Annotated in this window: 20 protein-coding genes; 11 read left to right on the top strand and 9 right to left on the bottom strand. The window is 69.6% G+C overall.

Annotated features, from left to right (window positions below):
* Positions 1-256 precede the first annotated feature (256 nt).
* The 6 genes from MWN33_RS02170 (at position 257) to MWN33_RS02145 (ending at position 8566) form a co-directional block, all read left to right on the top strand.
* Positions 257-2557, top strand: a complete 2301-nt coding sequence (locus MWN33_RS02170) for an FdhF/YdeP family oxidoreductase (protein WP_247198451.1) — start codon at positions 257-259, stop codon at positions 2555-2557.
* 3 nt (positions 2558-2560) lie between these two features.
* Complete coding sequence (locus MWN33_RS02165; protein WP_247198449.1) at positions 2561-3973, top strand: cytochrome ubiquinol oxidase subunit I; 1413 nt, start codon at positions 2561-2563, stop codon at positions 3971-3973.
* Between the two features lie 2 nt (positions 3974-3975).
* On the top strand, positions 3976-5007 hold the full coding sequence (gene cydB / locus MWN33_RS02160) for a cytochrome d ubiquinol oxidase subunit II (protein ID WP_247198448.1): 1032 nt from the start codon (positions 3976-3978) through the stop codon (positions 5005-5007).
* 77 nt (positions 5008-5084) lie between these two features.
* A complete protein-coding gene (gene gnd, locus MWN33_RS02155; RefSeq protein WP_281493559.1) occupies positions 5085-6134 on the top strand; it encodes a phosphogluconate dehydrogenase (NAD(+)-dependent, decarboxylating) in 1050 nt (349 codons plus the stop codon).
* A gap of 18 nt (positions 6135-6152) precedes the next feature.
* A complete protein-coding gene (zwf, locus tag MWN33_RS02150; RefSeq protein ID WP_247198444.1) occupies positions 6153-7697 on the top strand; it encodes a glucose-6-phosphate dehydrogenase in 1545 nt (514 codons plus the stop codon).
* Positions 7694-8566, top strand: a complete 873-nt coding sequence (locus MWN33_RS02145) for a Cof-type HAD-IIB family hydrolase (RefSeq protein WP_247198443.1) — start codon at positions 7694-7696, stop codon at positions 8564-8566. Before zwf ends, MWN33_RS02145 begins: the two co-directional genes overlap by 4 nt.
* Before the next feature lie 13 nt (positions 8567-8579).
* Here MWN33_RS02145 and MWN33_RS02140 read toward each other — a convergent pair whose 3' ends face one another.
* From MWN33_RS02140 to MWN33_RS02115, 6 genes are all read right to left on the bottom strand, one after another.
* Positions 8580-10409 carry a monovalent cation:proton antiporter-2 (CPA2) family protein gene (locus MWN33_RS02140; protein ID WP_247198442.1) on the bottom strand — a complete coding sequence of 610 codons (1830 nt, stop codon included), beginning with the start codon at positions 10407-10409 and terminating at the stop codon, positions 8580-8582.
* A 248-nt stretch (positions 10410-10657) separates the two neighbouring features.
* Positions 10658-10948 (bottom strand): formate dehydrogenase subunit delta, encoded by a 291-nt coding sequence (locus tag MWN33_RS02135; RefSeq protein ID WP_247198441.1) that lies wholly within the window; start codon positions 10946-10948, stop codon positions 10658-10660.
* The gene (gene fdhD / locus MWN33_RS02130) at positions 10938-11786 is read right to left on the bottom strand and encodes a formate dehydrogenase accessory sulfurtransferase FdhD (protein ID WP_247198439.1); all 849 of its coding nucleotides are present in this window, start codon (positions 11784-11786) and stop codon (positions 10938-10940) included. The genes MWN33_RS02135 and fdhD overlap by 11 nt, the downstream gene beginning before the upstream one ends.
* 12 nt (positions 11787-11798) lie before the next feature.
* A complete protein-coding gene (fdhF, locus tag MWN33_RS02125; protein WP_247198438.1) occupies positions 11799-14654 on the bottom strand; it encodes a formate dehydrogenase subunit alpha in 2856 nt (951 codons plus the stop codon).
* Positions 14655-14666: 12 nt separating this feature from the next.
* Positions 14667-16229: a formate dehydrogenase beta subunit gene (locus MWN33_RS02120; protein ID WP_247198436.1), complete on the bottom strand. Its 1563-nt coding sequence runs from the start codon at positions 16227-16229 to the stop codon at positions 14667-14669.
* Entirely contained in the window at positions 16226-16699 is a 474-nt protein-coding gene (locus MWN33_RS02115) for a formate dehydrogenase subunit gamma (RefSeq protein ID WP_247198434.1), read from the bottom strand. The genes MWN33_RS02120 and MWN33_RS02115 overlap by 4 nt, the downstream gene beginning before the upstream one ends.
* A 273-nt stretch (positions 16700-16972) precedes the next feature.
* Between MWN33_RS02115 and MWN33_RS02110 the strand changes: the two genes are divergently transcribed.
* From MWN33_RS02110 to MWN33_RS02090, 5 genes are all read left to right on the top strand, one after another.
* On the top strand, positions 16973-18505 hold the full coding sequence (locus tag MWN33_RS02110) for a YifB family Mg chelatase-like AAA ATPase (protein ID WP_247198432.1): 1533 nt from the start codon (positions 16973-16975) through the stop codon (positions 18503-18505).
* A gap of 931 nt (positions 18506-19436) precedes the next feature.
* Positions 19437-20309: a l-ornithine N(alpha)-acyltransferase gene (gene olsB, locus MWN33_RS02105; protein ID WP_425531965.1), complete on the top strand. Its 873-nt coding sequence runs from the start codon at positions 19437-19439 to the stop codon at positions 20307-20309.
* A 266-nt stretch (positions 20310-20575) separates the two neighbouring features.
* Positions 20576-20998, top strand: coding sequence for an Hsp20 family protein (locus tag MWN33_RS02100; RefSeq protein ID WP_247198429.1), 423 nt, complete (start codon positions 20576-20578; stop codon positions 20996-20998).
* Positions 20999-21044: 46 nt separating this feature from the next.
* A complete protein-coding gene (locus MWN33_RS02095) occupies positions 21045-21329 on the top strand; it encodes a BQ00720 family protein (protein ID WP_247198428.1) in 285 nt (94 codons plus the stop codon).
* Positions 21330-21430: 101 nt separating this feature from the next.
* A complete protein-coding gene (locus MWN33_RS02090; RefSeq protein WP_247198427.1) occupies positions 21431-22081 on the top strand; it encodes a VOC family protein in 651 nt (216 codons plus the stop codon).
* A 42-nt stretch (positions 22082-22123) separates the two neighbouring features.
* Here MWN33_RS02090 and gshB read toward each other — a convergent pair whose 3' ends face one another.
* From gshB to rsmI, 3 genes are all read right to left on the bottom strand, one after another.
* Positions 22124-23068, bottom strand: coding sequence for a glutathione synthase (gshB, locus tag MWN33_RS02085; protein WP_247198425.1), 945 nt, complete (start codon positions 23066-23068; stop codon positions 22124-22126).
* 129 nt (positions 23069-23197) lie between these two features.
* On the bottom strand, positions 23198-23584 hold the full coding sequence (locus MWN33_RS02080) for a YraN family protein (RefSeq protein WP_247198423.1): 387 nt from the start codon (positions 23582-23584) through the stop codon (positions 23198-23200).
* On the bottom strand, positions 23577-24572 hold the full coding sequence (rsmI, locus tag MWN33_RS02075; RefSeq protein WP_247198421.1) for a 16S rRNA (cytidine(1402)-2'-O)-methyltransferase: 996 nt from the start codon (positions 24570-24572) through the stop codon (positions 23577-23579). The genes MWN33_RS02080 and rsmI overlap by 8 nt, the downstream gene beginning before the upstream one ends.
* Positions 24573-24613 lie beyond the last annotated feature (41 nt).

The following is a 24613-nucleotide window of genomic DNA, read 5'->3' as shown; positions in this document are numbered from 1 at the left end:
CGGCCTCCGGAGTGACATGTCTGCCTCAGCTTCCGCCCGCGCCGGGCCGGCGTCTTTCGCGAATGCCAGCCGCCGGTGGCCGGTCCGCAATACAAAGGTATGCCGCTCCCAAACCCATCATACAGCCGGGCACACCGACGTAGAATGGTGGCCCGCCACCCGCTCCTTATCCTGTGATCGACGCCCGCGATGCCCGGACCCACCGGCATGCGGCGGCCATGCCTCGACCGTCACCGGAACATCTCGGGAGCCTGACATGACCGTCCTCAAGTCGATCCGCCCCTATCACGCGCCGGCCGGCGGCTGGGGGGCGCTCAAAGCCATGGGCACGGCGCTCGCCGGGCAGGAGGTGCTCATGTCCGGCATGGCGACGCTGGCGCGGATGAACCAGCCCGGCGGCTTCGACTGCCCCGGCTGCGGCTGGGCCGACCCGAAGCACACCTCGCCTTTCGAATATTGCGAGAACGGCGGCAAGGCGGTGGCGTGGGAAATGACCGCGAAGCGCTGCACGCCGGAATTCCTCGCCGCCCATACGGTGAGCGAGCTGGCGGCGATGGGCGATTTCGATCTGGAAATGATCGGCCGCCTCACCCACCCGGTGCGCTACGACGCGGCCTCCGACCGCTATCTGCCGGTGAGCTGGGACGAGGCCTTCGCCACCGTGGCGCGCCATCTCAACGCGCTGCCCGACCCCGACATGGCGGAGTTCTACACCTCCGGCCGCGCCTCCAACGAGGCGGCCTTCCTCTATCAGCTCTTCGCCCGCGAATACGGCACCAACAATTTTCCCGACTGCTCCAACATGTGCCACGAGGCCACCAGCGTCGGCCTGCCGCCCGCGCTCGGCGTCGGCAAGGGCACGGTGCTGCTGGAGGATTTCGAGAAGGCCGACGCCATCCTCATCTTCGGCCAGAACCCCGGCACCAATTCGCCGCGCATGATGACGGACCTGCGCAACGCCTCGCGGCGCGGCGCCACCATCCTCTCCTTCAACCCGTTCCGCGAGCGGGCGCTGGAGCGCTTCCAGGCGCCGCAGAATCCGGTCGAGATGGCGACGCTGACCTCGACGCCGATTTCCTCCCGCCTGTTCCAGCTCAAGGTCGGCGGCGACGTCGCCGTCATCAAGGGCATGATGAAGTGGCTCGTCGAGGCCGACCGCGCCGCCGCGCGCGACCATGGCGGGCCGGTGCTCGACCGCGACTTCATCCGCGGCCACACCCACGGCTTCGAAGAGCTGGCCGCCGATCTCGACGCCACGCGATGGGAGGATATCGAGCGCAGGTCCGGACTTGCCCGCGCCGACATCGAATTCGCCGCGCAGGCCTATGCGCGGGCCGAGCGCGCCATTCTCGTCTTCGGCATGGGGCTGACCCAGCACCGGCACGGCGCCCTCAACGTGCAGCAGCTCGCCAATCTCGCGCTGCTGCGCGGCAATGTCGGGCGCGAGGGCACCGGCCTGTGTCCGGTGCGCGGCCATTCCAACGTGCAGGGCGACCGCACGGTCGGCATCACCGAGGTGCCCAACGACGCGCTGCTCGACGGCCTGAAGGCGCGCTTCGGCTTCGAGCCGCCGCGCAGGCCCGGCCACAACGTCGTCACCGCGCTGGAGGCGATGGTGCGCGGCGAGGTGCGCGTCTTCATCGGGCTGGGCGGCAATTTCGCCGCCGCCATCCCCGACTGGGAGACGACGCAGGCGGCGCTGCGCCGGCTCGACCTCACCGTTCACATCGCCACCAAGCTCAACCGCAGTCACCTCGTGCACGGCCGCGAGGCGCTGATCCTGCCCTGTCTCGGGCGCACCGAGATCGACCTGCAGGCGGACGGCCCGCAAGCGGTGACGGTGGAGGATTCCATGTCGATGGTGCACGCCTCGACCGGCCACAACGCCCCCGCCTCCGACCAGCTGATGAGCGAGCCGGCGATCATCGCCGGCATGGCGCGGGCGACGCTCGGCGCGCGCTCGACGGTGGACTGGGAGGCCCGCATCGCCGATTACGCGCTCATCCGCGAGGACATCGAGGCGGTGTTCCCGATCTTCGCCGGCTACAATCAACGCATCAGGGAGCCCGGCGGCTTCCACCTCACCTCGCTGGCGCGCGAGCGCATCTGGGCGACGCCGACCGGCAAGGCCAATTTCCTCGTCTGCGAGGGCCTGTGCGAAGACCCCGCCATCGCCGATCCCGACGTGCTGTGGCTCACCTCGGTGCGCAGCCACGACCAGTACAACACCACGCTCTATTCGCTCTCCGACCGCTATCGCGGCGTCTATGGCCAGCGCGACGTGCTGTTCCTCGACGAGGCCGAGATGGCGCGGCGCGGCCTCGCGGACGGCGACCGGGTGGACATCTCCACCCTCGCCACCGACGGGGTGGAGCGCGTGGTGCGCGGCTTCCGCGTGGTGTCGCACGCCTTCCCGGAAGGGAGCTGCGCCGCCTATTACCCCGAGGTGAACCCTCTGGTGCCGCTCTATGCCCACGACCCGGACAGCTTCACCCCCTCCTACAAGGCGGTGCCGGTACGCCTCACCCGCTCCAGCGTCGCGACGGGGGCGCTCTGAGCCATGGAAACCTCCGCTCTCGCCGTCGGCCTCGCCCGCGCGCAATTCGCCTTCACCGTCGGCTTCCACATATTGTGGCCGACGCTCTCCATCGGCCTCGCCTGGTTCGTCGCCCTGCTGTCCGTGCTGTGGTGGCGCACCGGCAAGCCGGTTTATCGCGACCTGATGCGCTTCTGGATGCGCCTGTTCGCGCTCGGCTTCGGCATGGGCGTCATCACCGGCATCGTGCTGAGCTACGAGATCGGCGCCAACTGGGCGCTGTATTCCCGGGCGGTGAGCAACGTGCTCGGGCCGATGTTCATGTACGAGGCGCTGACCGCCTTTTTCCTCGAGGCCGGCTTCGTCGGCATCATGCTGTTCGGCGAGGGGCGCGTGTCGAAGGGCGCGCACAGCTTCGCCTGCCTGATGGTCGCCTGCGGCGCGCTGTTCAGCGCCACCTGGATCATCGCCGCCAACAGCTGGATGCAGACGCCGGGCGGGGCGGTGGCCGACGCACGGGGCATCTTCCACGTCACCGACTGGTGGCAGGCGGTGTTCACCGCCTCCTTCCCCTACCGGCTCGCCCATATGGTGTGCGCGAGCTTCCTCACCGGCGCCTTCGTGGTGGCGGGGGTCTCCGCCTTCCATCTCTGGCGCGGGCAGCACCTCATCGCCTCGCGCACTGCCTTCTCGCTGGCCCTATGGCTGGCGCTGGTGCTGGCGCCGACGCAGATCGCGCTCGGCGACCTGCACGGGCGCAACACGCTGAAGGAGCAGCCGGTCAAGCTCGCCGCCATGGAGGGCCTGTGGGACACCACGAAGGGCCCCGCGATGACGGTGATCGCCTGGCCGGATCAGGACGCGCAGAAGAACCTCTACGCGCTCGACATCCCCCATCTCGCCAGCCTCTACCTCACCCATTCCTGGAACGGCGAGGTGCAGGGCTTGAAGGCCGTGTCGCCGGCCGACCAGCCCAACGTGCCGGTGGTTTTCTTCGCCTTCCGCATCATGGTCGGCATCGGCATGGTGCTGCTCGCCACCGCCCTGACCGGGCTGGTGCTGCGGCTGCGCGGCCGGCTCTACGCGGCGCGGTGGTTCCAGTTCCTCACCATGGCCACCACGCCGCTCGGCTTCCTCGCCGTTCTGGCCGGCTGGACGGTGACAGAGGCGGGGCGCCAGCCCTGGATCGTCTACGGCCATCTGCGCACCGCCGACGCCGTGTCGCCGGTGAGCGCCGGGGCGGTGACGGCGAGCCTCCTTATCTTCTTCGCCGTCTACAACATCCTGCTGCTCGCCTTCCTGTGGTTCGCCGCCCGCGTGGCGCTGAAGGGTCCGGCCGATACCTCGCCGCCGACCCGCGAGCATCGCGGCCTCGACCGCACCAATGTCGAATCCCTTCCCCGCGCCGCCGGCGCCTTCGAACAGGCGGGAGCCTGACCATGATCGAGCTCATGCAGGGCCCGCACGTGCCGCTCGTCTTCGCCGCGGTGGCCGCCTTCTGCGTCACCGTCTACGTGCTCGCCGACGGCCTCGACCTCGGCGTCGGCATCGTCTTCCTCGCCGCCCCGCGCGAGGAGGACCGCGACCTGATGATGGCCAGCATCGAGCCGGTGTGGGACGGCAACGAGACCTGGCTGGTGATGGGCGGCACGCTGCTGCTCGCCGCCTTCCCGGCCGGCTACTACGTGCTGCTGCCGGCCTTCTACCTCCCGATCATGTTCATGCTGTTCGCGCTGATCTTCCGCGGCATCGCCTTCGAGTTTCGCCTGCAGGCGACGCGCTTCCGCTTCCTGTGGGACATCGCCTTCTCGGCGGGCTCCCTCCTCGCGACGCTCTGCCAGGGGCTGATCCTCGGCGGGCTCATCGAGGGCGTGCCCGTGAAGGACGGGCTGTTCGCCGGCGGGCCGTTCAGCTTCTTCAGCGTGCTGGGCCTGCTGTGCGGCGTCGGGCTCGTCGGCGGCTACGCGCTGATCGGCGCCGGCTGGCTGATCTGGAAGACGCAGGGGCCGACGCAGGTCTTCGCCCGTGAGATCGCCCATGCGGCGGTGATCCTCACCGCCGTGATGATGGCGCTGGTGAGCGCGTGGAGCCCGCTCGCCGTGCCGGAGGTCGCCGCGCGCTGGTTCGCGCTGCCGAACCTCGCCTTGCTCGCGCCCGTGCCGCTGCTCACCGCCTTCGTGCTCGTCGCGCTATGGCGCGGCATCTGGGAGGGGCCCGAGCCACGCACCTTGCTGCTGGCGCTCGCCGTCTTCGCGCTGGGGCTGGTCGGGCTCGTCGTCAGCCTGTGGCCCTATGTGGTGCCCCGCACAGTGAAGGTGTGGGACGGCGCCGCCGATCCGCAGACGCTTGCCTTCATCGCCGTCGGCCTCGTCATCATCCTGCCGGTCGTGCTGTCCTATCAGGCGCATGCCTACTGGGTGTTCCGCGGCAAGACGACGGTGCACGCCTCCGGCTACGGCGCCCCGCACTGACAGCGCGGTGCGAATAGGCCGCTCACGACCCGTTCCAATTGTCGCATGCCCGGCATAGGCTTGGCGTAGACATTCGCATGAATGCAACGGACGCCGGCAGGGACGCTCCCGTCCCACGCCGCCGGCGCGGGTTCGGGAGAGAACTGATGCAGCTCGGAATCATCGGCCTCGGCCGCATGGGTGGAAACATCGCGCGCCGCCTCACCAAGGCCGGCCACGACTGCGTGGTGTGGGACCGCAACGAGGCCGCGGTGAAGGAACTCGGCGCGGAGGGCAACCGACCGGCCGGCGACCTCGCCGACCTCGTGGCCAAGCTCGACGCGCCGCGCGCCGTGTGGGTCATGCTTCCCGCCGGCGGCCCGACCGAGAGCACTATCGCCACCCTCGCCGGCCTGCTCTCGCCGGGCGACATCGTCATCGACGGCGGCAACACCTTCTACAAGGACGACATCCGCCGCGCCGCCGAGCTGGAGCCGAAGGGCATCCATTATGTTGACGTCGGCACCTCCGGCGGCGTGTGGGGCCTTGAGCGCGGCTACTGCATGATGATCGGCGGCACGAAGGAGGCGGTCGACCGCATCGACCCGATCCTTTCCGCGCTGGCGCCCGGAATCGGCGAGATCCCGCGCACCCCCGGCCGCGAGGGCCGCGACCCGCGCGCCGAGCAGGGCTATCTGCACTGCGGCCCGGCCGGTTCGGGCCACTTCGTCAAGATGGTCCATAACGGCATCGAATACGGGCTGATGCAGGCCTATGCCGAGGGCTTCGAGATCCTGAAGAAGAAGAATTCCGAGGCGCTGCCGGAGAATGAGCGCTTCACCCTCGACATGGCCGACATCGCGGAAGTGTGGCGGCGCGGCAGCGTGGTCTCCTCCTGGCTGCTAGACCTCTCCGCCATCGCGCTCACCAAGGACGAGAGCCTGAGCGACTTCCCCGGCGAGGTCGCCGATTCGGGCGAAGGCCGCTGGACGGTGATGGCGGCGATCGAGGAGGCGGTCTCGGCCGAGGTGCTCTCCGCCGCCCTCTACACCCGCTTCCGCTCGCGCCAGGACCATACGTTCGGCGAGAAGCTGCTCTCGGCGATGCGCTTCCAGTTCGGCGGCCACACCGAATTCAAGAACAAGTGACGGGCGGGCCAGCGTTCCATGGGAAGCGAGACCGTCGTCCTCGGCCAGAAGGTGCTGGCGCCCGATACGGCGCCCGCACCGGCCTCCACCTTCTTCATCTTCGGCGCCTCCGGCGACCTGACCAAGCGCCTGCTGCTGCCCTCGCTCTACAACCTCGCCCATGAGGGCGTGCTCGACGACGCCTTCGCCATCGTGGGCGTCGACCATATCGAGCAGAGCGAGGAGGATTATCGGGCCTATCTCACCGACGAGGTGTCGAAGCTTCCCGGCTCGCTCGACACGTCGGGCCCGACCTGGCGCTGGCTGATGGACCGCATCGGCTATGTCGCGGGCGATTTCGAGGATCCCGCCACCTACGGGCGGATCCGCGAGCGGCTCGGCGCCCGCGCGCAGCAGACCCGCAACGCGGTGTTCTATCTCGCCGTGTCGCCGCGCTTCTTCGCCACCATCTCCGAGCAGCTCGGCGCCGCCGGGCTGCTGAAGGAAGAAGACTCGGCCTTCCGCCATGTGGTGGTGGAAAAGCCCTTCGGCACCGACCTGCCCTCCGCCAGGGCGCTGAACCGCCGCCTGCTGGCGGTGGCGGACGAGCGGCAGATCTACCGGATCGACCATTTCCTCGGCAAGGAAACGGTGCAGAACATGATGGCGCTGCGCTTCGGCAACGGCATCTTCGAGCCGATCTGGACCAAGGAGTACATCGACCATATCCAGATCACCGCCGCCGAGACGGTGACGGTGGAGCAGCGCGGGCGCTTCTACGACGCCACCGGCGCGCTGCGCGACATGGTGCCGAACCACATGTTCCAGCTCCTCGCCATGACCGCGATGGAGCCGCCCAACTCCTTCGACGCCGACGCGGTGCGCACCGAGAAGACCAAGGTGATCGAGGCCATCCGCCACATGAAGCCGAACGACGCCATCGGCGCGGCGGTGCGCGGCCAGTACCGCGCCGGCTTCGTCAACGGCCAGCCGGTGAAGGACTATCGCGACGAGAAGGACGTCGCCCCCGACAGCCGCACCGAGACCTATGTGGCGCTGAAGTGCTTCGTCGATTCGTGGCGCTGGAACGGCGTGCCCTTCTATGTGCGCACCGGCAAGGCGCTCGCCGTGCGCCGCACCGAGATCGCCATCCAGTTCAAGCGGGCGCCCGGCGTGCTGTTCCGCCACCTGCCGACCGCGCTCAAGCCGAACCTGATGGTCATCCACGTGCAGCCGGACGAGGGCGTCTCGCTGCGCTTCGCCGCCAAGGTGCCCGGCCGCAAGGTGCGGCTTTCCGACGTCGAGATGGACTTCAAATATGCCGACTACTTCAAGGCGGCGCCGAGCACCGGCTACGAGACGCTGATCTATGACTGCCTGTGCGGCGACCCGACGCTGTTCCAGCGCGCCGACACCATCGAGGCCGGCTGGGAGGCGGTGGAGCCGATCCTGGAGGCGGTCAGCGGCGGCGAGGACGAGGTGCAGTTCTATTCCGCCGGCTCCAGCGGCCCGGCCATGGCCGACGTCATGCTGGCGCAGGACGGCTTCCAGTGGCTGCCGCTCGAAAGGGACCGCGCGCGATGACCGACACCGTTTCCCAAGCCGCCCCCCCCGCCGCCACTCCCGCGAAAGCGGCACCCGCCTCGCGCATCCGGCTGATGGTGTCGGATGTCGACGGCACGCTGGTCAACGGCGAGAAGCAGGTCGCCCCGGCCACGGTGGAGGCGGTGCGCCGCCTGCACGCGGCCGGCGTCGCCTTCGCCGCCGTCTCGGCGCGCCCGCCGCGCGGCATGAAGCTGATCGTCGATGCGCTGGGGCTCGACCTGTTCGGCGGCTTCAATGGCGGCTCGATCCTGCGCGGCGACTTCACGCTGCTGGAGGAACACCTGATCGCCACCGATGCGGTGCGCGCGGGCATTGCCATGATGACCCCGCGCGGCGCCGATGTGTGGGTGTTCGCCGATAATGAGTGGTACATCGCCAATCCCGACAATCCCTATGTCGCGCGCGAGACCCGCACCGTCGCCTTCGAGCCGACCGTGGTGAGCGATTTCGGCGACCACATCACCCGCGCCGGCAAGATCGTGTTCTCCTCCACCGATTTCGACATGCTGGCGGCGAGCGAGCCGGAACTGCAGGCGCTGGTCGGCGCGGGCGCCACGGCGCGGCGCAGCCAGGCGAAGTATCTCGACCTCACCCCTCCCGGCACCGACAAGGGCTATGCGGTGCGCGCCTTCGCCCGGCTCTATGGCGTGGCGCTCGACGAGGTGGCGGTGATCGGCGACATGGCGAACGACCTGCCCATGTTCGAGGTGGCGGGGCTCTCCGTCGCCATGGGCAATGCCGCCGACGAGGTGAAGGCGCGGGCGCATTTCGAGACGCTAAGCAATGTCGAGGACGGCGTCGCTGCCGCCATCGAGCGCTTCGTGCTGCCGCGCGCCGCCGGCGCCTGAGCGCCGGGCGCGCTCAGGACGAGAACTCGGTCTCGTGCTTGAGCGCGTCCTCCGCCTCGGGATTGAGCGGGCGGGCGGTGCGTCCGGGCACCATGAGCGGCTCGGGCTCGAGCGGCAGGGGGCCGCGATCCTCGCCCTCCGCGAGCTGGCGCAGCAGGCGCTCAAGATCGCGCGCGCGCACGTCGTCGATGGTCGCCTGCGCGGTGGCGGCGTCGAAGCCGTTGGCGCGCAGGGTCGCTTCTCCGAAGGCGAGGGCCGACTCGAAGGTCTCGCGAATCTCGTAATCGACGCCGCGCGCCCGCAGCCCGACCGCGTGGTTGCGGTCATAGGCCCGCACATGCAGGCGCACGTCCGGCATGTTGGCGCGGATGATGTCGACGATGCGGTCCGCCGTCTCGGCCCGGTCGACGCAGATGGCGACCACCCGCGCCCGCTCGGCGCCGGCCGCCCGCAGCACGTCGAGCCGCGTGCCGTCGCCGTAATAGATGCGGAAGCCGAAGCGGCCGGCGCTCTGGATCATCTCCACGTCATTGTCGATGATGGTGACGTCGAGCCCCTGCGCCAGCAGGCATTGCGAGGCGATCTGGCCGAAGCGGCCGAACCCGACCACCAGCACGGAGCCCTTAGCGTCGCTGAAATCGTCCATCGGCAGGCTGGCGGGGCGGCGGTCGACCCGGCGGGCAAGGCGCTCGCCGACCAGCGCGATGGGCGGGCCGAGCAGCATGGTCATCGCCGCGCAGGCCGCCAGCATGTCGGACTGGCGCGCGTCGATCAGCCCGAGGCCGAGCGCCAGCGGAAACAGCACGAAGGAGAATTCGCCGGCCGGCGTCAGCACCGAGGCCGAGCGGATGGCGTCCGCCCGCGTGCCATCCGAGAAGCGGAACACCGCCCAGACCGAAACCGCCTTCACCACCGTGACCAGCAGCGTGCCGGCGATCAGCAGCGGTGCGTTGGCGAGCACCACGTCGAGATTCATCGACATGCCGACGCCCATGAAGAACAGCGCGATCAGCAGGCCGCGAAAGGCGTCGATATTGGCTTCCAGCTCGTGGCGGAAATTCGATTCCGACAGCAGCACGCCGGCGAGGAAGGCGCCGAGCGCCATCGACATGCCGGCCGCCGCCATCAGCGTGCCGGCGCCCAGCACCACGAGCAGCGCGGCGGCGGTCATCACCTCGCGCGCGCCGGAATGGGCGAGGATGCGGAAGAAGGGCGTGAGCATGTAGCGCCCGATGGCGACGATGAGCACCAGCGCCCCGATGATCAGCGCCACGTGGCGCACCGATTCGAGGAAGGTGCTCTCGGCATGGCCGCTCGGCGCCAGCAGCGGCAGCAGGGCGAGCAGCGGCACGATGGCCATGTCCTGGAACAGCAGGACGCCGAAGGCACGCTGGCCATAGGGCTGGGTGAGGCCGCTCTTCTCCTCCAGCAATTGCAGCGCGATGGAGGTCGCCGACAGGGCGAGCGCCAGGCCGGCAACCAGCGAGGCGCGCCAGTCGAAGCCGTTGCCGGCGTAATGGGTGAGCACCGCGATGGCGCCGCCGCTGAAGACGAGCTGCGCCGTGCCCAGCCCGAAGATGGCGCGGCGCAGGGCGAGCAGGCGGCTGAACTGCAGCTCCAGCCCGATGATGAACAGCAGCAGCACCACGCCGATCTCGGCGACGGTGATGATGCGTTCGGGATCGTCGAAGACGGCGATGCCGGACGGGCCGATGGCGATGCCGGCGAGAATGTAGCCGACGATGGGTGACAGGCCGAGACGGCGCGCGATGGGGACGGCGATGACGGCGGTGGCGAGGAACACCAGCGCCCCGAGCAGCAATCCGTGTCCGTCCTCGTGCATCGACCGGCCGCCTCCTGCCCGCGAGAGAGGTCCCGCGCCGGGACCATGCTACAGGATCGGATGCCGCCGCCACGTGGCGGAAGCGTGATCGCACGCAAAAGAATCGCGCCATTGGCGGGCGATTGCGAAGAATTTTCCGTGCCTGAAATCGTTGGCAGCAGGTGCCGTTGGGGAAGTTTCTGCCGGGAACAGGGACGGGGCCGACGCACCGGCTCCGGCCCCGTCCGTTCGAGATGGCAGGTCGCTCATCAGTGCTGGTGCGAAGCCGTCGGGCCGGGCGGGTGAAGCGTCGGGTGCGCGGCGGGGATGGTGTCGCGCTTGACCGGCGGCAGGGTCTTCAGCGCCTCGAACACGATGGGCAGAAGACCCGCGCCGCCCGCCGCGAGATGGTCTTCCATCCGCGCGCGCATGCGCGGGTCCCAGAAATCCTTGATGTGCTTGGCGATGCCGACCACCGCCTTGTCGTGCTTCTGCGACGAGAAGAACGTGCCGATCTGGTTCGCCATGTAGACGAGCCGGTCCATCGTGTTAGCCGACATGGGCGACTAGCTCCTGTTCTGCCCCGCCGAACTCGATGCGATGGGGATGGGTAAACACTTCGAATCCATCGTCGCGCGCGATGGCCACCAGGGTGACGCCCGCCTTTTCCGCCGTGCGCACCGCGAGCGCCGTGGGGGCGGACACCGCCACCAGCACCGAAGCGCCGAGCATGGCGGTCTTCTGAACCATCTCGATCGACACGCGGCTGGTCAGCAGCACGAGTCCCTGGCCGGCATCGCGCCCGCCGCGAACCAGATGGCCGACCAGCTTGTCGAGCGCGTTGTGGCGGCCGACATCCTCGCGCACTGCCACCAGCCCGTCCGCCGGAGTCCAGAAGGCCGCGGCGTGCACGGCGCGCGTCTCATGATTGAGACGCTGCGCCGGCGGGAGGGAGGCGACCGCGCGGGAAATCTCCGCCGCCGTGAAGCGCCGGCCTTCCGGCACCGCGCGGGCCGGCTTCACCGCCAGCTCCAGGCTCTCCACCCCGCACAGGCCGCAGCCGGTGGGGCCGGCGATCTGGCGGCGGCGCGTGATCTGCTCGCCGGCGCGCGCCTCGTTGAGCCAGAGGCGAATCTCGACCCCGACCGCGCCGTCCGCCTCGTCGAATTCCAGCGTCTCGATCTGCTCGACGTCGGAAAGCGCGCCGATGACACCCTCAGTCAGGCTGAAGCCGTAGCCGAAATCCTCGAGATCGGCCGGCGTCGCCATCATCACGGCATAGGTGGAGCCGTTATGAACGATGGCGACCGGCGTCTCCTCGGGGATGGCCCGCTCGCCCGCCGCCGCCCCCGAAGGGGTGACGGCGACACGCGCGACCCGGGCGACGGGCGGGATCATCGCGGCCCCCGATCACTCCGCCGCGACGGCGATGCGGCGGCTCTGGCGGGTGAACTCGTCATAGTCCTCCTGCCATTCCGACGGGCCGTTCGAACGTGCGATCTGCACGGCCGTGACCTTGAACTCGGGGCAGTTGGTCGCCCAGTCCGAGAAGTCGGTGGTCACGACGTTGGCCTGCGTCGTCGGGTGGTGGAAGGTGGTGTAGACGACGCCCGGCGCCACGCGGTCGGTGATCTCCGCGCGCAGCGTGGTCGAGCCGGCGCGGCTGTCGATGCGCACCCAGTCGCCGTCGCGCACGCCGCGCTGCTCGGCGTCGTGCGGGTGGATCTCCAGCACGTCTTCCGGATGCCAGGCCACGTTCTCCGTGCGGCGGGTCTGCGCGCCGACATTGTAGTGGCTGAGGATGCGGCCGGTGGTGAGCAGCAGCGGGAAGCGGGCGCCGGTGCGCTCGTCGGTCGGCACGTATTCGGTGACGACGAACTTGCCCTTGCCGCGCGCGAACCCGTTGATGTGCATGATCGGCATGCCTTCGGGATTGGCGTCGTTGCAGGGCCACTGCACCGAGCCCATCTCGTCGAGCCGCTTGAAGGACACGCCGGCGAAGGTCGGGGTCAGCGCCGCGATCTCGTCCATGATCTGCGAGGGATGCGTGTAGTTCCAGTCGAGGCCGATGGCGCGGGCGAGGAGCTGGGTGACTTCCCAGTCGCCATAGCCGTTCTTCGGCGCCATCACCTTGCGCACGAGCTGGATGCGGCGCTCGGCATTGGTGAAGGTGCCGTCCTTCTCAAGGAAGGTGCAGCCCGGCAGGAACACATGGGCGTAGGCGGCGGTCTCGTTCAGGAACAGGTCCTGCACGATGACCAGCTCCATCGCCGCGAGGCCCGAGGCGACGTGGTGGGTGTCCGGGTCGGACTGGAGAATGTCCTCGCCCTGGATGTAGATCGCCTTGAAGGTGCCGTCGACGGCGGCGTCCAGCATGTTGGGAATGCGCAGGCCCGGCTCGGCATCGAGCGGGCGGCCCCACATGGCCTCGAACGTCGCGCGGGTGGCATCATCCGAGATGTGGCGGTAGCCGGGCAGCTCGTGCGGGAACGAGCCCATGTCGCACGAGCCCTGCACGTTGTTCTGGCCGCGCAGCGGGTTCACGCCGACGCCGCGGCGGCCGATATTGCCGGTCGCCATGGCGAGGTTGGCGATCGCCATGACGGTGGTCGAGCCCTGCGAGTGCTCGGTGACGCCGAGGCCGTAATAGATGGCCGCGTTGCCGCCGGTGGCGTAGAGGCGGGCGGCGCCGCGGATCAGCTCGGCCGACACGCCGGAAAGCTTCTCGACTTCCTCGGGCGAGTGGCGCGCGTCGGCGACGAACTCGGCCCAGTCCTGGAACTCGTCCCAGTCGCAGAACTGGCGCACATATTCCTCGTTCACCAGACCCTCGGTGACGACGACATGGGCCAGCGCGGTGACGATGGCGACGTTGGTGCCCGGCTGCAGCGGCAGGTGGAAATCGGCCTGGACGTGCGGCGAGCGCACGAGGTCGATGCGGCGCGGATCGACGACGATCAGCTTGGCGCCCTGGCGCAGGCGCTTCTTCATGCGCGAGCCGAACACCGGGTGGCCGTCGGTCGGGTTGGCGCCGATGACCAGGATGACGTCGGAATCCTCGACCGAATCGAAGTCCTGCGTGCCCGCCGAGGTGCCGAAGGCCTGGTTCAGGCCGTAGCCGGTCGGCGAGTGGCAGACTCGCGCGCAGGTATCGACATTGTTGGTGCCGAAGCCGGCGCGGATGATCTTCTGGACGAGGTAGGCTTCCTCGTTGGTGCAGCGCGAAGAGGTGATGCCGCCGACCGACTTGCGGCCATAGGTGTCCTGGATGCGCTTGAGCTCGGAAGCCGTGTAGGAGATCGCCTCCTCCCACGACACCTCACGCCACGGGTCGGTGACCTTGGCACGAATCATCGGCTTCATGATGCGGTCGCGATGGGTGGCGTAGCCCCAGGCGAAGCGGCCCTTGACGCAGCTATGGCCGCGATTGGCCTTGCCGTCCTTCCAGGGCACCATGCGCACCACTTCCTGGCCGCGCATCTCCGCCTTGAAGGTGCAGCCGACGCCGCAATAGGCGCAGGTCGTCACCACCGAATGCTCGGGCGTGCCGATCTCGATGAGGCGCTTCTCGGAGAGGGTGGCGGTCGGGCAGGCCTGAACGCAGGCGCCGCAGGACACGCACTCCGAGGTAAGGAACGGCTCGGACTGGCCGGGCGAGACGCGCGAATCGAAGCCGCGGCCCGAGATCGTCAGCGCGAAGGTGCCCTGCACTTCCTCGCAGGCGCGCACGCAGCGGTTACAGACGATGCACTTGGCCGGGTCGTAGGTGAAATAGGGGTTCGATTCGTCCTTCGGCATCACCAGCTCGGAGGACGGAGCGAAGTGGTTCTTGCCCTCCATGCCGTAGCGCACTTCGCGCAGGCCGACGGCGCCCGCCATGTCCTGCAGCTCGCAGTCGCCGTTGGCCGCGCAGGTCAGGCAGTCCAGCGGATGGTCGGAGATGTAGAGCTCCATCACGCCCTTGCGCAGCTGCGCGAGGCGCTGGGTCTGGGTGTGCACCTTGATGCCCGGCGCCACCGGCGTCGTGCACGAGGCCGGGGTGCCGTTGCGGCCCTCGATCTCGACGAGGCAGAGGCGGCAGGAGCCGAAGGCCTCCAGCGAATCGGTGGCGCAGAGCTTGGGGATCTGCGTCCCCATCTCCATGGCCGCGCGCATGATGGAGGTGCCTTCCGGCACAGAGACTTCCATCCCGTCGATGGTGAGCGTCACCATCTTGTCGGTCCTGGGAGCGGGCGTACCGTAGTCGATCTCATGGACGAGTGACATGATGCGTCCTCCTCATTCGGCGGCTTCGAGACGGCGCGGCGGCGCACCGAACTCTTCGGGGAAATGGTTCATCGCGCTCAGCACCGGATAGGGGGTAAACCCGCCAAGGGCGCAAAGCGATCCAAGCTTCATGGTCTGGCAGAGGTCGGTCAGCGTCGCGAGGTTCGATTCCACCCGCTCGCCGGCGATGATGCGGTCCATCAGCTCGACGCCGCGCGTGGAGCCGATGCGGCAGGGCGTGCACTTGCCGCAGCTCTCGACGGAGCAGAACTCCATCGCGAAGCGCGCCATCTTGGCCATGTCCGCGTTCTCGTCGAACACGACGATGCCGCCATGGCCGATCAGCGCGTCCTTGGCCGCGAAGGCCTCGTAGTCGAAGGGCAGGTCGAACTGCCAGGTCGGCACATAGGCGCCGAGCGGGCCGCCGACCTGGGCCGCCTTGACCGGCTTGCCGGTGACGGTGCCGCCGCCGATGTCGTTGACCAGCTCGCCCAGCGTGATGCCGAAGGCGGTCTCGAACAGGCCGCCGAACTTCACATTGCCGGCGATCTGGATCGGCATCGTGCCGCGCGAGCGGCCCATGCCGAAATTGGCGTAGAACTCGCCGCCATCGGCCAGGATATGCGGCACGGCGGTCAGCGAGAGCACGTTGTTGATGACCGTCGGCTTCTGGAACAGGCCCTTGTGCGCCGGCAGCGGCGGCTTGGCGCGCACCGTGCCGCGCTTGCCTTCCAGGCTGTCGAGCAGCGCCGTCTCCTCGCCGCACACATAGGCGCCCGCGCCCATGCGTACTTCGAGGTCGAAGCTGTAGGGCGATCCGGAGATGTTCGCGCCGAGCATGCCGCCGGCGCGGGCCACCTCGATCGCCTTCTCCATCGCCCAGATGGCGTGCGGGTATTCCGAGCGGGTGTAGACGTAGCCCTTGGTGGCGCCCACCGCGATGCCGGCGATGGTCATGCCCTCGATCAACTCGAAGGGATCGCCCTCCATGATCATGCGGTCGGCAAAGGTGCCCGAATCGCCCTCGTCCGCGTTGCAGACGATGTATTTGCGGTCGGCCTTGGCATCGGCCACGGTCTTCCACTTGATGGCCGTCGGAAAGCCCGCGCCGCCGCGCCCGCGCAGGCCCGACTTCTTCACTTCCTCGATGATCGCATCCGGACCGAGCTGCAGCGCACGCTCGAGGCCGCGATAGCCGCCATGGGCGCGATAGTCGGCGAGCGAGGCGGGATCGACGATGCCGCAGCGCGCGAAGGTGAGGCGCGTCTGCTTGGCCATGAAAGGATGCTCTTCCGGCTTGCCGATGCGCAGCGCATGGTCGCCGCCGGTGAGCAGGCCGGCCTCGAACAGGGCCTCGACATCGTCTTCCGCCACCGGGCCGTAGCCGATGCGGCCTTCCGGCGTCACCACCTCGACCAGCGGCTCCAGCCACAGCATGCCGCGCGAGCCGTTGCGCACGATCTCGACCGGCTGGCGGCGCTTCAGGGCGGCGGCCTCGATGGCGGCGACCACCTCGTCGGCGCCGCAGGCGATGGCGCAGGCGTCCTTGGGAACGTAGATGCGAACGGTGCTCACGACTGGGCCTCCGCGATCAGCGCGTCGAGGCGACGCTCGGTGAGGCGGGCCACGATCCTGCCGTCCAGCATGGCGGAAGGCGCGGTGGCGCACAGGCCGAGGCAGTAGATCGGCTCAACGGTGACGCGCCCGTCCGCCGTGGTCTCGCCCAGCTTGCAGCCGAGCCTGTGCTCGGCATGGTCGGCCAGCGCGTCGCCGCCCGCCGCCTGGCAGGCTTCGGCGCGGCACAGCTTCAGCACGTGGCGGCCGGCAGGCTCGTGGCGGAAATCATGATAGAACGTCACCACGCCGTGAACTTCGGCGCGCGACACGTTCAGAAGCTCGGCGAGCATCGGCACGACCGCATCCGGCACATGGCCGAAGGTCTCCTGCACCGCGTGGAGCATCGGCATCAGCGGGCCTTCGAGGTGCGAATACTCCCCGATCACCGCGCGGGCGCGCTCCTCGCTCCAGGGCTCGTAATGCGGCATTTCTCCCGAACCTTCTTTTAGACTTTTCCAAAGAGAAGGATGGTATGCGGGACCATTGAAATCAATTCCGGTGTTTCGTGCCTTGATAGAATTTTTCTATCATCAGATTCATCCGGCATCGCCTCCTGCCCCAAGGGCACATTCCGGCCGTTCGTTCTCTAAATGTTCTTGACGTGCCGCGCCGGCACCGTAATCTGGTGCCGTGGCGCGTGCGGCGCCGCACGCAGTCGGCATCGCGGACGGTATCGGCGGAACGGATCGTCGGGGGGCGGCATGGTCCAGCGCGTGGCAACGGTGGCGTTCGAGGGCGTGGAAGCCCGCCCCGTCGACGTTCAAGTTCAGGTGAGCCCGGGCCTGCCGGCCTTCAACCTCGTCGGCCTTGCCGACAAGGCCGTCACCGAGGCGAAGGAGCGCGTGCGCGCCGCGCTGATCGCCTCCGGCCTCGCGCTGCCGGCGCGCCGCATCACCGTCAACCTCGCCCCCGCCGATCTGCCCAAGGAGGGCAGCCATTACGACCTGCCGATCGCGCTGGGGCTGATGGCGGCGATCGGCGCCCTGCCGGCCGACGCGCTGGAAGGCTTCACCGTGGTGGGCGAGCTGGCGCTCGACGGGCGAATCGCCCCGGTCGCCGGCGTGCTGCCGGCCGCCATGGGGGCGAATGCGCGCGGCCACGGCCTCATCTGCCCGGCGGCCTGCGGGCCGGAAGCCGCCTGGGCGAGCCCGGACATGCCGGTGCTGGCGCCGCTTTCGCTGATCCAGCTGGTCAACCATTTCGCCGGCCGGCAGGCGCTCGGCCGGCCCGAGCCGCGTCTGGAGAGCGGCGCCGCCGCCCTGCCCGACCTCGCCGAGGTGAAGGGGCAGGAGACCGCCAAGCGCGCGCTGGAGATCGCCGCCGCGGGCCGCCACAATCTGCTGCTCAGCGGCCCGCCGGGCGCGGGCAAGTCCATGCTGGCGCAGCGCCTGCCGTCGATCCTGCCCGCGCTCACGCCCGCCGAATTGCTTGAGGTGTCGATGATTGCTTCGGTGGCCGGCACGCTGCAGGGCGGCGCGCTCACCAGCCGCCGGCCGTTCCGCGCGCCGCACCATTCCGCCAGCATGGCGGCCATGGTGGGCGGGGGCATGCGCGCCCGGCCGGGCGAGGTCTCGCTGGCCCATAATGGCGTGCTGTTCCTCGACGAGCTGCCGGAATTCGCCCCCGCCGTGCTCGATTCGCTGCGCCAGCCGCTGGAGACCGGGGAGGCGGTGATCGCCCGCGCCAATCACCGCATCTCCTACCCCGCCCGCTTCCAGCTCATCGCCGCCATGAACCCCTGCCGCTGCGGGCGGGCGGGCGAACCCGGCCATACGTGCCGGCGCGGCCCGCGCTGCGCGGCCGAATACCAGGCCCGGCTGTCGGGCCCCTTCCTCGACCGCATCGACCTGCATCTCGACGTGCCGGCCGTGGCGGCGGTCGATCTGGTGCGCCCCGGCCCTTCCGAGCCGAGCGCCGTGGTCGCCGCCCGGGTGGCGCAGGCCCGCCAGCTCCAGCGCGAGCGTTTCCTGGCGCTCGGCCGACCGGACCTCTATGCCAATGCCGAGGCCAGCGGGCCCATACTGGTGGACATCGCCTCACCGGACGCCGCCGGCACCGCGCTGCTGGCGGATGCGGCCCGGCTGATGCGGCTCTCGGCACGCGGCTATCACCGGGTGCTGCGGGTGGCGCGCACGCTGGCCGATCTCGCCGGCGCCGAATCGGTCGGCCGCGCGCATTTGGCCGAAGCGCTCGCCTACCGCGCCGCCGCCGACCGTGCGGCGGCCGCCGCCTGAAGGGCGGGAGCGCGGCGGCGGAGCGGGGCGTTCGGCAGGCGGGCATTGGCGCGCACGTCCGTTAGCCCCAGGCCCGGACGGAGGGAACAGGCGAGGAGGCCACGTGCCAACCGGAAAGCCCGTCCGGCCGGGTGGTCGAGCGGATCCGGGGACCGTTCGGGCCCACAAGCGAGGGCGGCCGCTATCGGTTGGCGGAATGGTTTGTGGTGGAGGTGCCTCCTCCCCCCACTCCCCGAACGAGTTGACGAGACGCCTCGCCTGCGCGGCCGCGAGAGAACGTGGAGTCGCGTCCGACCACGGACGGGGTCACGCGGGAGGGTCCAGCGGAGCGGGCGAGCAGATGAGTGGGTCATTCGGGAACGAGAGAGAGAGAGAGCGGCCGGGATCGCTTCGCGCTCATCTTGGTTCAGATCAATTCGGGCAGATCGCTTCGGGCAGATCGCTTCGGGCAGGTCCCATACGGGCAGGTCCATTCGGGCAGGTCTCTTGGCCGACATTACTTGGCGCCATAGCTCGTGGAACAGGCGCGGGGTGGCGACACCTCGTCCGAATGGATCGGCAAGACGCCTTCTCCACGCCCCAGGCCCTTCTAACGACGCCCCTCTAGCGACGCCCCCCTCACGCACAGCCGCGACCTGCCGTAAAGTCACTTGGCGGTTCCGCCGTGCATTCGCGCTGTCACATGGGCGTCCGAGAAATGTGATTCTTGTCACAAAAGGCTATAATGCGACTTCGTGAGGGGCCGGCCATGACGCATCTGCTCGCCGACAGGACTGTCGAATCGCCTCCGGCCGGCGGCGTCTCCGCGCTGCGCAGCTTCCTCAAGCCCGTATTCTCCATGCCGTTCATGCCGTTCGCCGGCCGGCCCTTCGTGCCGAAACCCGACGCGCCGCTGCGTCTGGTGCCGGCCGCCTTCGCGCCCTCGCGATTCATGCCGGCGCTGCGCTCCTACTCCGGCCTGCGCCACCGCGAGAGCCGGGGCGAGCCCGGCCCGGTCACGCTCGGGCGCATCGGGTCGCTGGAGGTGCGCCTTGCCGTCACGGCGGCCGATGTGCGCCGCGCCCAGCGCCTGCGCTACGAGGTGTTCTACGAGGAAATGTCGGCCGCCCCCGCCGCCGCCATGCGCCTCGCCCGCCGCGACTTCGACGCCTTCGACGGCTTCTGCGACCATCTTCTCGTGCTCGACCATGACAGCGTGCGCACGGTGCGCGGGCGCCGCGTGCCGCGTGTGGTCGGCACCTACCGGCTGCTGCGGCAGGAGATCGCCGCCCGCCATGGCGGCTTCTACACGGCGAGCGAGTTCGACATCGCCCCGCTGCTGGCGCGCCACCCGCACCGGCGCTTCCTGGAGCTCGGACGCTCCTGCGTGCTCGCCTCCTACCGCAACAAGCGCACGGTGGAGCTGCTCTGGCACGGCATCTGGGCCTATGTGCGCCGGCACGGCATCGACGTGATGTTCGGCTGCGCCAGCATCGAGGGCACCGATCCCGCCCGCCTCGCCCGGCCGCTCGCCTTCCTGCATCATTTCGCGCCCACCGACCCGGAATGGGCGGCGAGCGCGCTGCCGGCCCACGCCGCCGGCATGGACCTGATGCCGGCCGAGGCGGTCGACCCCAAGGCCGCCCTCATAGAGCTGCCCCCGCTCATCAAGGGCTATCTGCGGCTCGGTGCGCAGATCGGACGCGGCGCGGTGGTGGACCACCAGTTCGGCACCACCGACGTGCTGATCGTGCTGCCGGTCGAGAAGATCAACCCGCGCTATCTCGACCATTTCGGCGTCAACGGCGAGCGCCACGCCGCCTGAGAACGGCCGCGCGCAGGGTCCGGCCGCTGCTTTCGCGGTCGTTCCGGTCCGCGCCCCCGCGCGTGCCGTCATCGTCCGAAGAACCACGGCCTCCGGCCCGCGAGCGCCGGCCTCATCTGCCGGCGTCGCCTTGGGGCGCTGGCACGCCCTCGCCCGGCAAAGCCCGTCTTGCGCTGCTCCCCCCGCCCGCCCATATGCTGATGCAACGGGATGCCTTCACAGGGTCCCATCACGCAAAGTCGCTTCTGGACGAGGACTTTGGGAACATGTCGCGCATTCCCTCGCTGTCGAGCCCCTTCCTGCTCGGCTTCGACGAGATCGAGCGGGCGCTCGATCGCGTCATGAAAGGCTCGGACGGCTATCCCCCCTACAATGTGGAGAGGGTGGCCGAGGCGGGCCAGCCGGAGCGCCTCCGCATCACGCTTGCCGTCGCGGGCTTCACCCGTGAGCAGCTCGACGTGACCGTGGAGGAGAAGGAACTTGTCATACGGGGTCGGCAGGGCGAGGAGCCCGAGCGGCTCTATCTCCACCGGGGCATCGCCGCCCGCCAGTTCCAGCGCACCTTCGTGCTGGCCGACGGGATGCGGGTACTCGGCGCGGAGCTGAAGAACGGGCTATTGTCGGTCGATCTGGTCCGGCCGGAACCGGAACGCATCGTCCGGCGTATCGCCATAGCGACCGAGGAATGACGAAACCCGAAGCCGGTCTCGACGGCGCATTCGAGGAGTGTTCGACATGACCAACGAATTCAACATCGATACCGGCCCGGCCGGCGTGGCGCTGGCCGAGGGTCTCTCGCCGGAAGCCTTCGCCAGCCTCGGCGACGGCCACATCGCCTATGTCCGCTCGATCCGCTCGGAGGAGGCGGCGGAGATGTTCCCGCAGGCCCGCCTCGCGCCGGGGCTGAAGCTCTACACGCTGCATTCGGCCGACGGCACGCCGATGATGCTGACCGACAGTCGCGAGGCGGCCATCGCCAGCGCGCAGCAGAACGAGCTCGTGACGCTCAGCGTTCACTGAACGCGCGCCTCGCGCATGAATCGAGAAGGCCCGGTCGGCAACGGCCGGGCCTTTTCCTTGCCGCATACTGGAACGCCATCGGCCACGAACGGGGACCGCGCATGCTGAAGCTCGATCATCTCACCGTGATCGCCCCCTCGCTCGCGGAAGGGGTCGCTCATGTCCGCGCCTGCCTCGGCATCGAGGTGCCCTTCGGCATGCGCCACCTCTATATGGGCACCCATAACCACCGGCTTCGGCTGGGCGAACAGGTCTATCTGGAAATCGTGGCGCTGGACCCTGAGGGCATCGATCCCGGCCGTCCGCGCTGGTTCGGCCTTGACGACCACGCGCAGGTCCGGGCCGACTGGGAGGAGGGCCGGCGCCTGCGCGGCTGGGTCGCCGGCACCGAGGCGATGGACGCTTCGCTCGACCTTGCGAGGGGACCGGCGGGTTCGCTCTTCGGCGAGAAGATCGCATTGCCCCAGGATGAGCCGAGCTTTGCTTTTTCCATTCCGGCGGACGGCTCATTGCCGCTGGACGGCGCCGTCCCCTCGCTGATCGACCATCGGGGCGATGCCGGCTACATCGCGTCGATCCCCGATCTCGGGGCGCAGCTTCACGCGCTTGTGCTCGAACATCCCGATCCCGACGGCATCGGCGCGCTCTACCGCAGGCTGGAGATCGACCGCCCGCCGGCCATCGTCCACGGGCCGAAGGTCCATTACCGGGCGCTCATCGAGACGGCGGACGGCCTGCGCGAGCTGACCTGACGGCGCGCCGGCCAGCCCGCCGCCGTCTCGAACCCCCTCGTCTCAACCCCGCCGCTTGGCCTCGATCACGTCCCACACGGTGGCGGCAATGTCCGGCCCGCCGAGCCGGCGGATGGCCCGGATGCCGGTCGGCGCCGTCACGTTGATCTCGGTGAGGTTGCCGTCGATCACGTCGATGCCGGTGAGCAACAGGCCGCGCTCGCGCAGCGCCGGGCCGAGCCGCTCGCAGATCTCGCGTTCGCGCGCGGTGAGATCGGTCTCGGCCGCCGCGCCGCCGCGCACCATGTTGGAGCGCAGGTCGCCCTCGCTCGGCACGCGGTTGACCGCGCCGGCGAACAGGCCGTCGACCAGGATGATGCGCTTGTCGCCGTGCTTCACCTCAGGAATGAAGCGCTGCACCACCCAGGGCTCGCGCATCGTGGTGGCGAACAGGTCGTAGAGCGAGCCGAAATTCAGGTCGTCGCGGGTGAGGCGGAACACCGAGGCGCCGCCATGGCCGTAGAGCGGCTTCACCACGATGTCGCCGAACTCCTCGCGGAACGCCTTGATCTCGGCGAGGTCGCGGGTGATCAGCGTCGGCGGCATCAGGTCCGGGAAATGGGTGACGAAGATCTTCTCCGGCGCGTTGCGCACATGGGCGGGGTCGTTCACCACCAGCGTCCTGGGGTGGATGCGCTCCAGAAGATGCGTGGCGGTGATGTAGTTGAGGTCGAAGGGCGGGTCCTGCCGCATCAGGATCACGTCGAAGCTGTCGAGTCGCACGCGGCGGGGCTCGCCGAGCGTGTAGTGGTCGCCCTTCACGTCGCGCACTTCCAGCGGCTCGACGGTGGCGAACACCTCGCCGTCGCGCATGGCGAGGCGGTCGGTGGTGTAATAGGAGATCGCGTGGCCGCGCGCCTGCGCTTCCAGCAGCAGGGCGAAGCCGGAATCGCCCGCGATGTTGATGCGGTCGATCGGGTCCATCTGGACGGCGATGGTGAGGCTCATGGAATCCGTCTCAGGCAAGAGGGGGCCGCGCGGGCGCGCGCGGCGGCGTTGGCCTCTTCTTAATCCCTCGCGCGGCACCGCGCCATTGCGCAGGAACCGCGGCGCGAACCGCCGGCCGCCAGCTGCCCCTCACTCCGCCTCGAAGGCGCCGGCCAGATGCACGGGCGGGCCGTCCGGCGCCACCAGCACCACGTCGAGCCGCATGTCGAGCTGGGCGAGCTCGGGGTGATCGGCGAGGAAGATCTCCGCCGCGCCGGCGATGCGTTTGCGTTGGCGCGGCAGGATCGATTCGGCAGCGGAACGAAGCGAGGCGCGCGCCTTCACCTCGATGAAGACGAGCAGATCGCCACGCCGCGCCACCAGGTCGATCTCGCCACGCGGCGTGCGCACGCGACGGGCCAGGATGGCGAAGCCCTGCGCCTCGAAAAGCGCGGCGGCGGCGGCTTCCGCATCGACGCCGCGCGCGAAGGCCGCCCGGCGGGCCGGGCTGGGGGCGCGGCGCGGCCGCTCAGTCATCGCCCGTCCGGTCCGCAGCGCCGGCCTGCAGCGCCAGCGCGCGGGCATAGACGGCGCGGCGCGGCAGGCCGGTGGCGGTGGCCACCGCCGCCGCCGCGTCCTTGACCGAAAGGCTGGCCAGCGCAGCGCGCAGCGCGGCGTCGAGATCGGCTTCGCTCGCCTCCTCCGCCTGCGGCGGGCCGATCACCAGCACGATCTCGCCGCGCGGGGGGCCGCTTTCCGCGTAATGGGCGGCCAAGGCATCGAGCCGGTCGCGGCGGACCTCCTCGAAGGTCTTGGTGAGTTCGCGGCACACCGCCGCCGGGCGCGGTCCCAGCCCCGCCGCGAGGTCGGCGAGGCTTTCCGGCAGGCGCGGCCCGCTCTCATAGACCACCAACGTCGCCGGCAGGCTTTTCAGCTCGGCGATGCGGGTGCGCCGGGCGCCGCTTTTCGGCGGCAGGAAGCCCTCGAAGAAGAAGCGATCGGTCGGCAGACCGGCGGCGACCAGCGCGGCGAGGCTGGCCGAGGCGCCCGGCAGCGGCACCACGCGATGGCCGGCGGCGATGGCCGCCTCCACCAGCTTGAAGCCGGGATCGGAGACCAGCGGCGTGCCGGCATCCGACACCTGCGCCACCACCGCTCCTTCCGCGAGGCGCGCCAGAAGGCGTGGGCGCATCTGCCCGGCATTGTGATCGTGATAGGCGACGAGCGGCGTTTCGATGCCGTAACGATCCAGCAGCCGCCGTGTCACGCGGGTGTCCTCGCAGGCGATGACGTCCGCGCCCGCCAGCGTTTCCAGCGCCCGCAGCGTCACGTCGCCGAGATGGCCGATCGGCGTGGCGACGATGTAGAGCCCGCCTTCCGGCCGGGCGGCGGGGAGCGCATGCGCGCCGATGCGAAAGCCGCGCGGGCGCGCCGTCCCGGCGGGAAGGGCGGAAGAGGCCGGCGAGGTAGCGGAGGATGAGGCGTTCATGGCCGACAGTGTAGAGCCGGCCGGCGCCGCCGTCATGCCTCGACACCGCCCGGTCCACGTGCCGCGCGGCCTATCGC

The sequence above is a fragment of the Ancylobacter koreensis genome (genome assembly GCF_023016525.1).
Classification (GTDB): Bacteria; Pseudomonadota; Alphaproteobacteria; order Rhizobiales; family Xanthobacteraceae; genus Ancylobacter; species Ancylobacter koreensis.
The sequence above is the reverse complement of the archived record's forward strand: the minus strand, read 5'-3'. Positions and strand labels throughout refer to the sequence as shown.

Bases quoted from the DNA above. Each gene is read 5' to 3' on its own strand.
- rsmI (WP_247198421.1), bottom strand. From the start codon at position 24,572: ATGACGGCGGCGCCGGCCGGCTCTACACTGTCGGCCATGAACGCCTCA.
- cydB (WP_247198448.1), top strand. From the start codon at position 3,976: ATGATCGAGCTCATGCAGGGCCCGCACGTGCCGCTCGTCTTCGCCGCG.
- gnd (WP_281493559.1), top strand. From the start codon at position 5,085: ATGAATGCAACGGACGCCGGCAGGGACGCTCCCGTCCCACGCCGCCGG.
- MWN33_RS02090 (WP_247198427.1), top strand. From the start codon at position 21,431: ATGCTGAAGCTCGATCATCTCACCGTGATCGCCCCCTCGCTCGCGGAA.
- MWN33_RS02095 (WP_247198428.1), top strand. From the start codon at position 21,045: ATGACCAACGAATTCAACATCGATACCGGCCCGGCCGGCGTGGCGCTG.
- MWN33_RS02100 (WP_247198429.1), top strand. From the start codon at position 20,576: ATGTCGCGCATTCCCTCGCTGTCGAGCCCCTTCCTGCTCGGCTTCGAC.
- MWN33_RS02135 (WP_247198441.1), bottom strand. From the start codon at position 10,948: ATGTCGGCTAACACGATGGACCGGCTCGTCTACATGGCGAACCAGATC.
- MWN33_RS02115 (WP_247198434.1), bottom strand. From the start codon at position 16,699: ATGCCGCATTACGAGCCCTGGAGCGAGGAGCGCGCCCGCGCGGTGATC.
- MWN33_RS02110 (WP_247198432.1), top strand. From the start codon at position 16,973: ATGGTCCAGCGCGTGGCAACGGTGGCGTTCGAGGGCGTGGAAGCCCGC.
- zwf (WP_247198444.1), top strand. From the start codon at position 6,153: ATGGGAAGCGAGACCGTCGTCCTCGGCCAGAAGGTGCTGGCGCCCGAT.
- MWN33_RS02145 (WP_247198443.1), top strand. From the start codon at position 7,694: ATGACCGACACCGTTTCCCAAGCCGCCCCCCCCGCCGCCACTCCCGCG.
- gshB (WP_247198425.1), bottom strand. From the start codon at position 23,068: ATGAGCCTCACCATCGCCGTCCAGATGGACCCGATCGACCGCATCAAC.
- MWN33_RS02165 (WP_247198449.1), top strand. From the start codon at position 2,561: ATGGAAACCTCCGCTCTCGCCGTCGGCCTCGCCCGCGCGCAATTCGCC.
- fdhD (WP_247198439.1), bottom strand. From the start codon at position 11,786: ATGATCCCGCCCGTCGCCCGGGTCGCGCGTGTCGCCGTCACCCCTTCG.
- olsB (WP_425531965.1), top strand. From the start codon at position 19,437: ATGCCGGCGCTGCGCTCCTACTCCGGCCTGCGCCACCGCGAGAGCCGG.
- fdhF (WP_247198438.1), bottom strand. From the start codon at position 14,654: ATGTCACTCGTCCATGAGATCGACTACGGTACGCCCGCTCCCAGGACC.
- MWN33_RS02080 (WP_247198423.1), bottom strand. From the start codon at position 23,584: ATGACTGAGCGGCCGCGCCGCGCCCCCAGCCCGGCCCGCCGGGCGGCC.
- MWN33_RS02170 (WP_247198451.1), top strand. From the start codon at position 257: ATGACCGTCCTCAAGTCGATCCGCCCCTATCACGCGCCGGCCGGCGGC.
- MWN33_RS02140 (WP_247198442.1), bottom strand. From the start codon at position 10,409: ATGCACGAGGACGGACACGGATTGCTGCTCGGGGCGCTGGTGTTCCTC.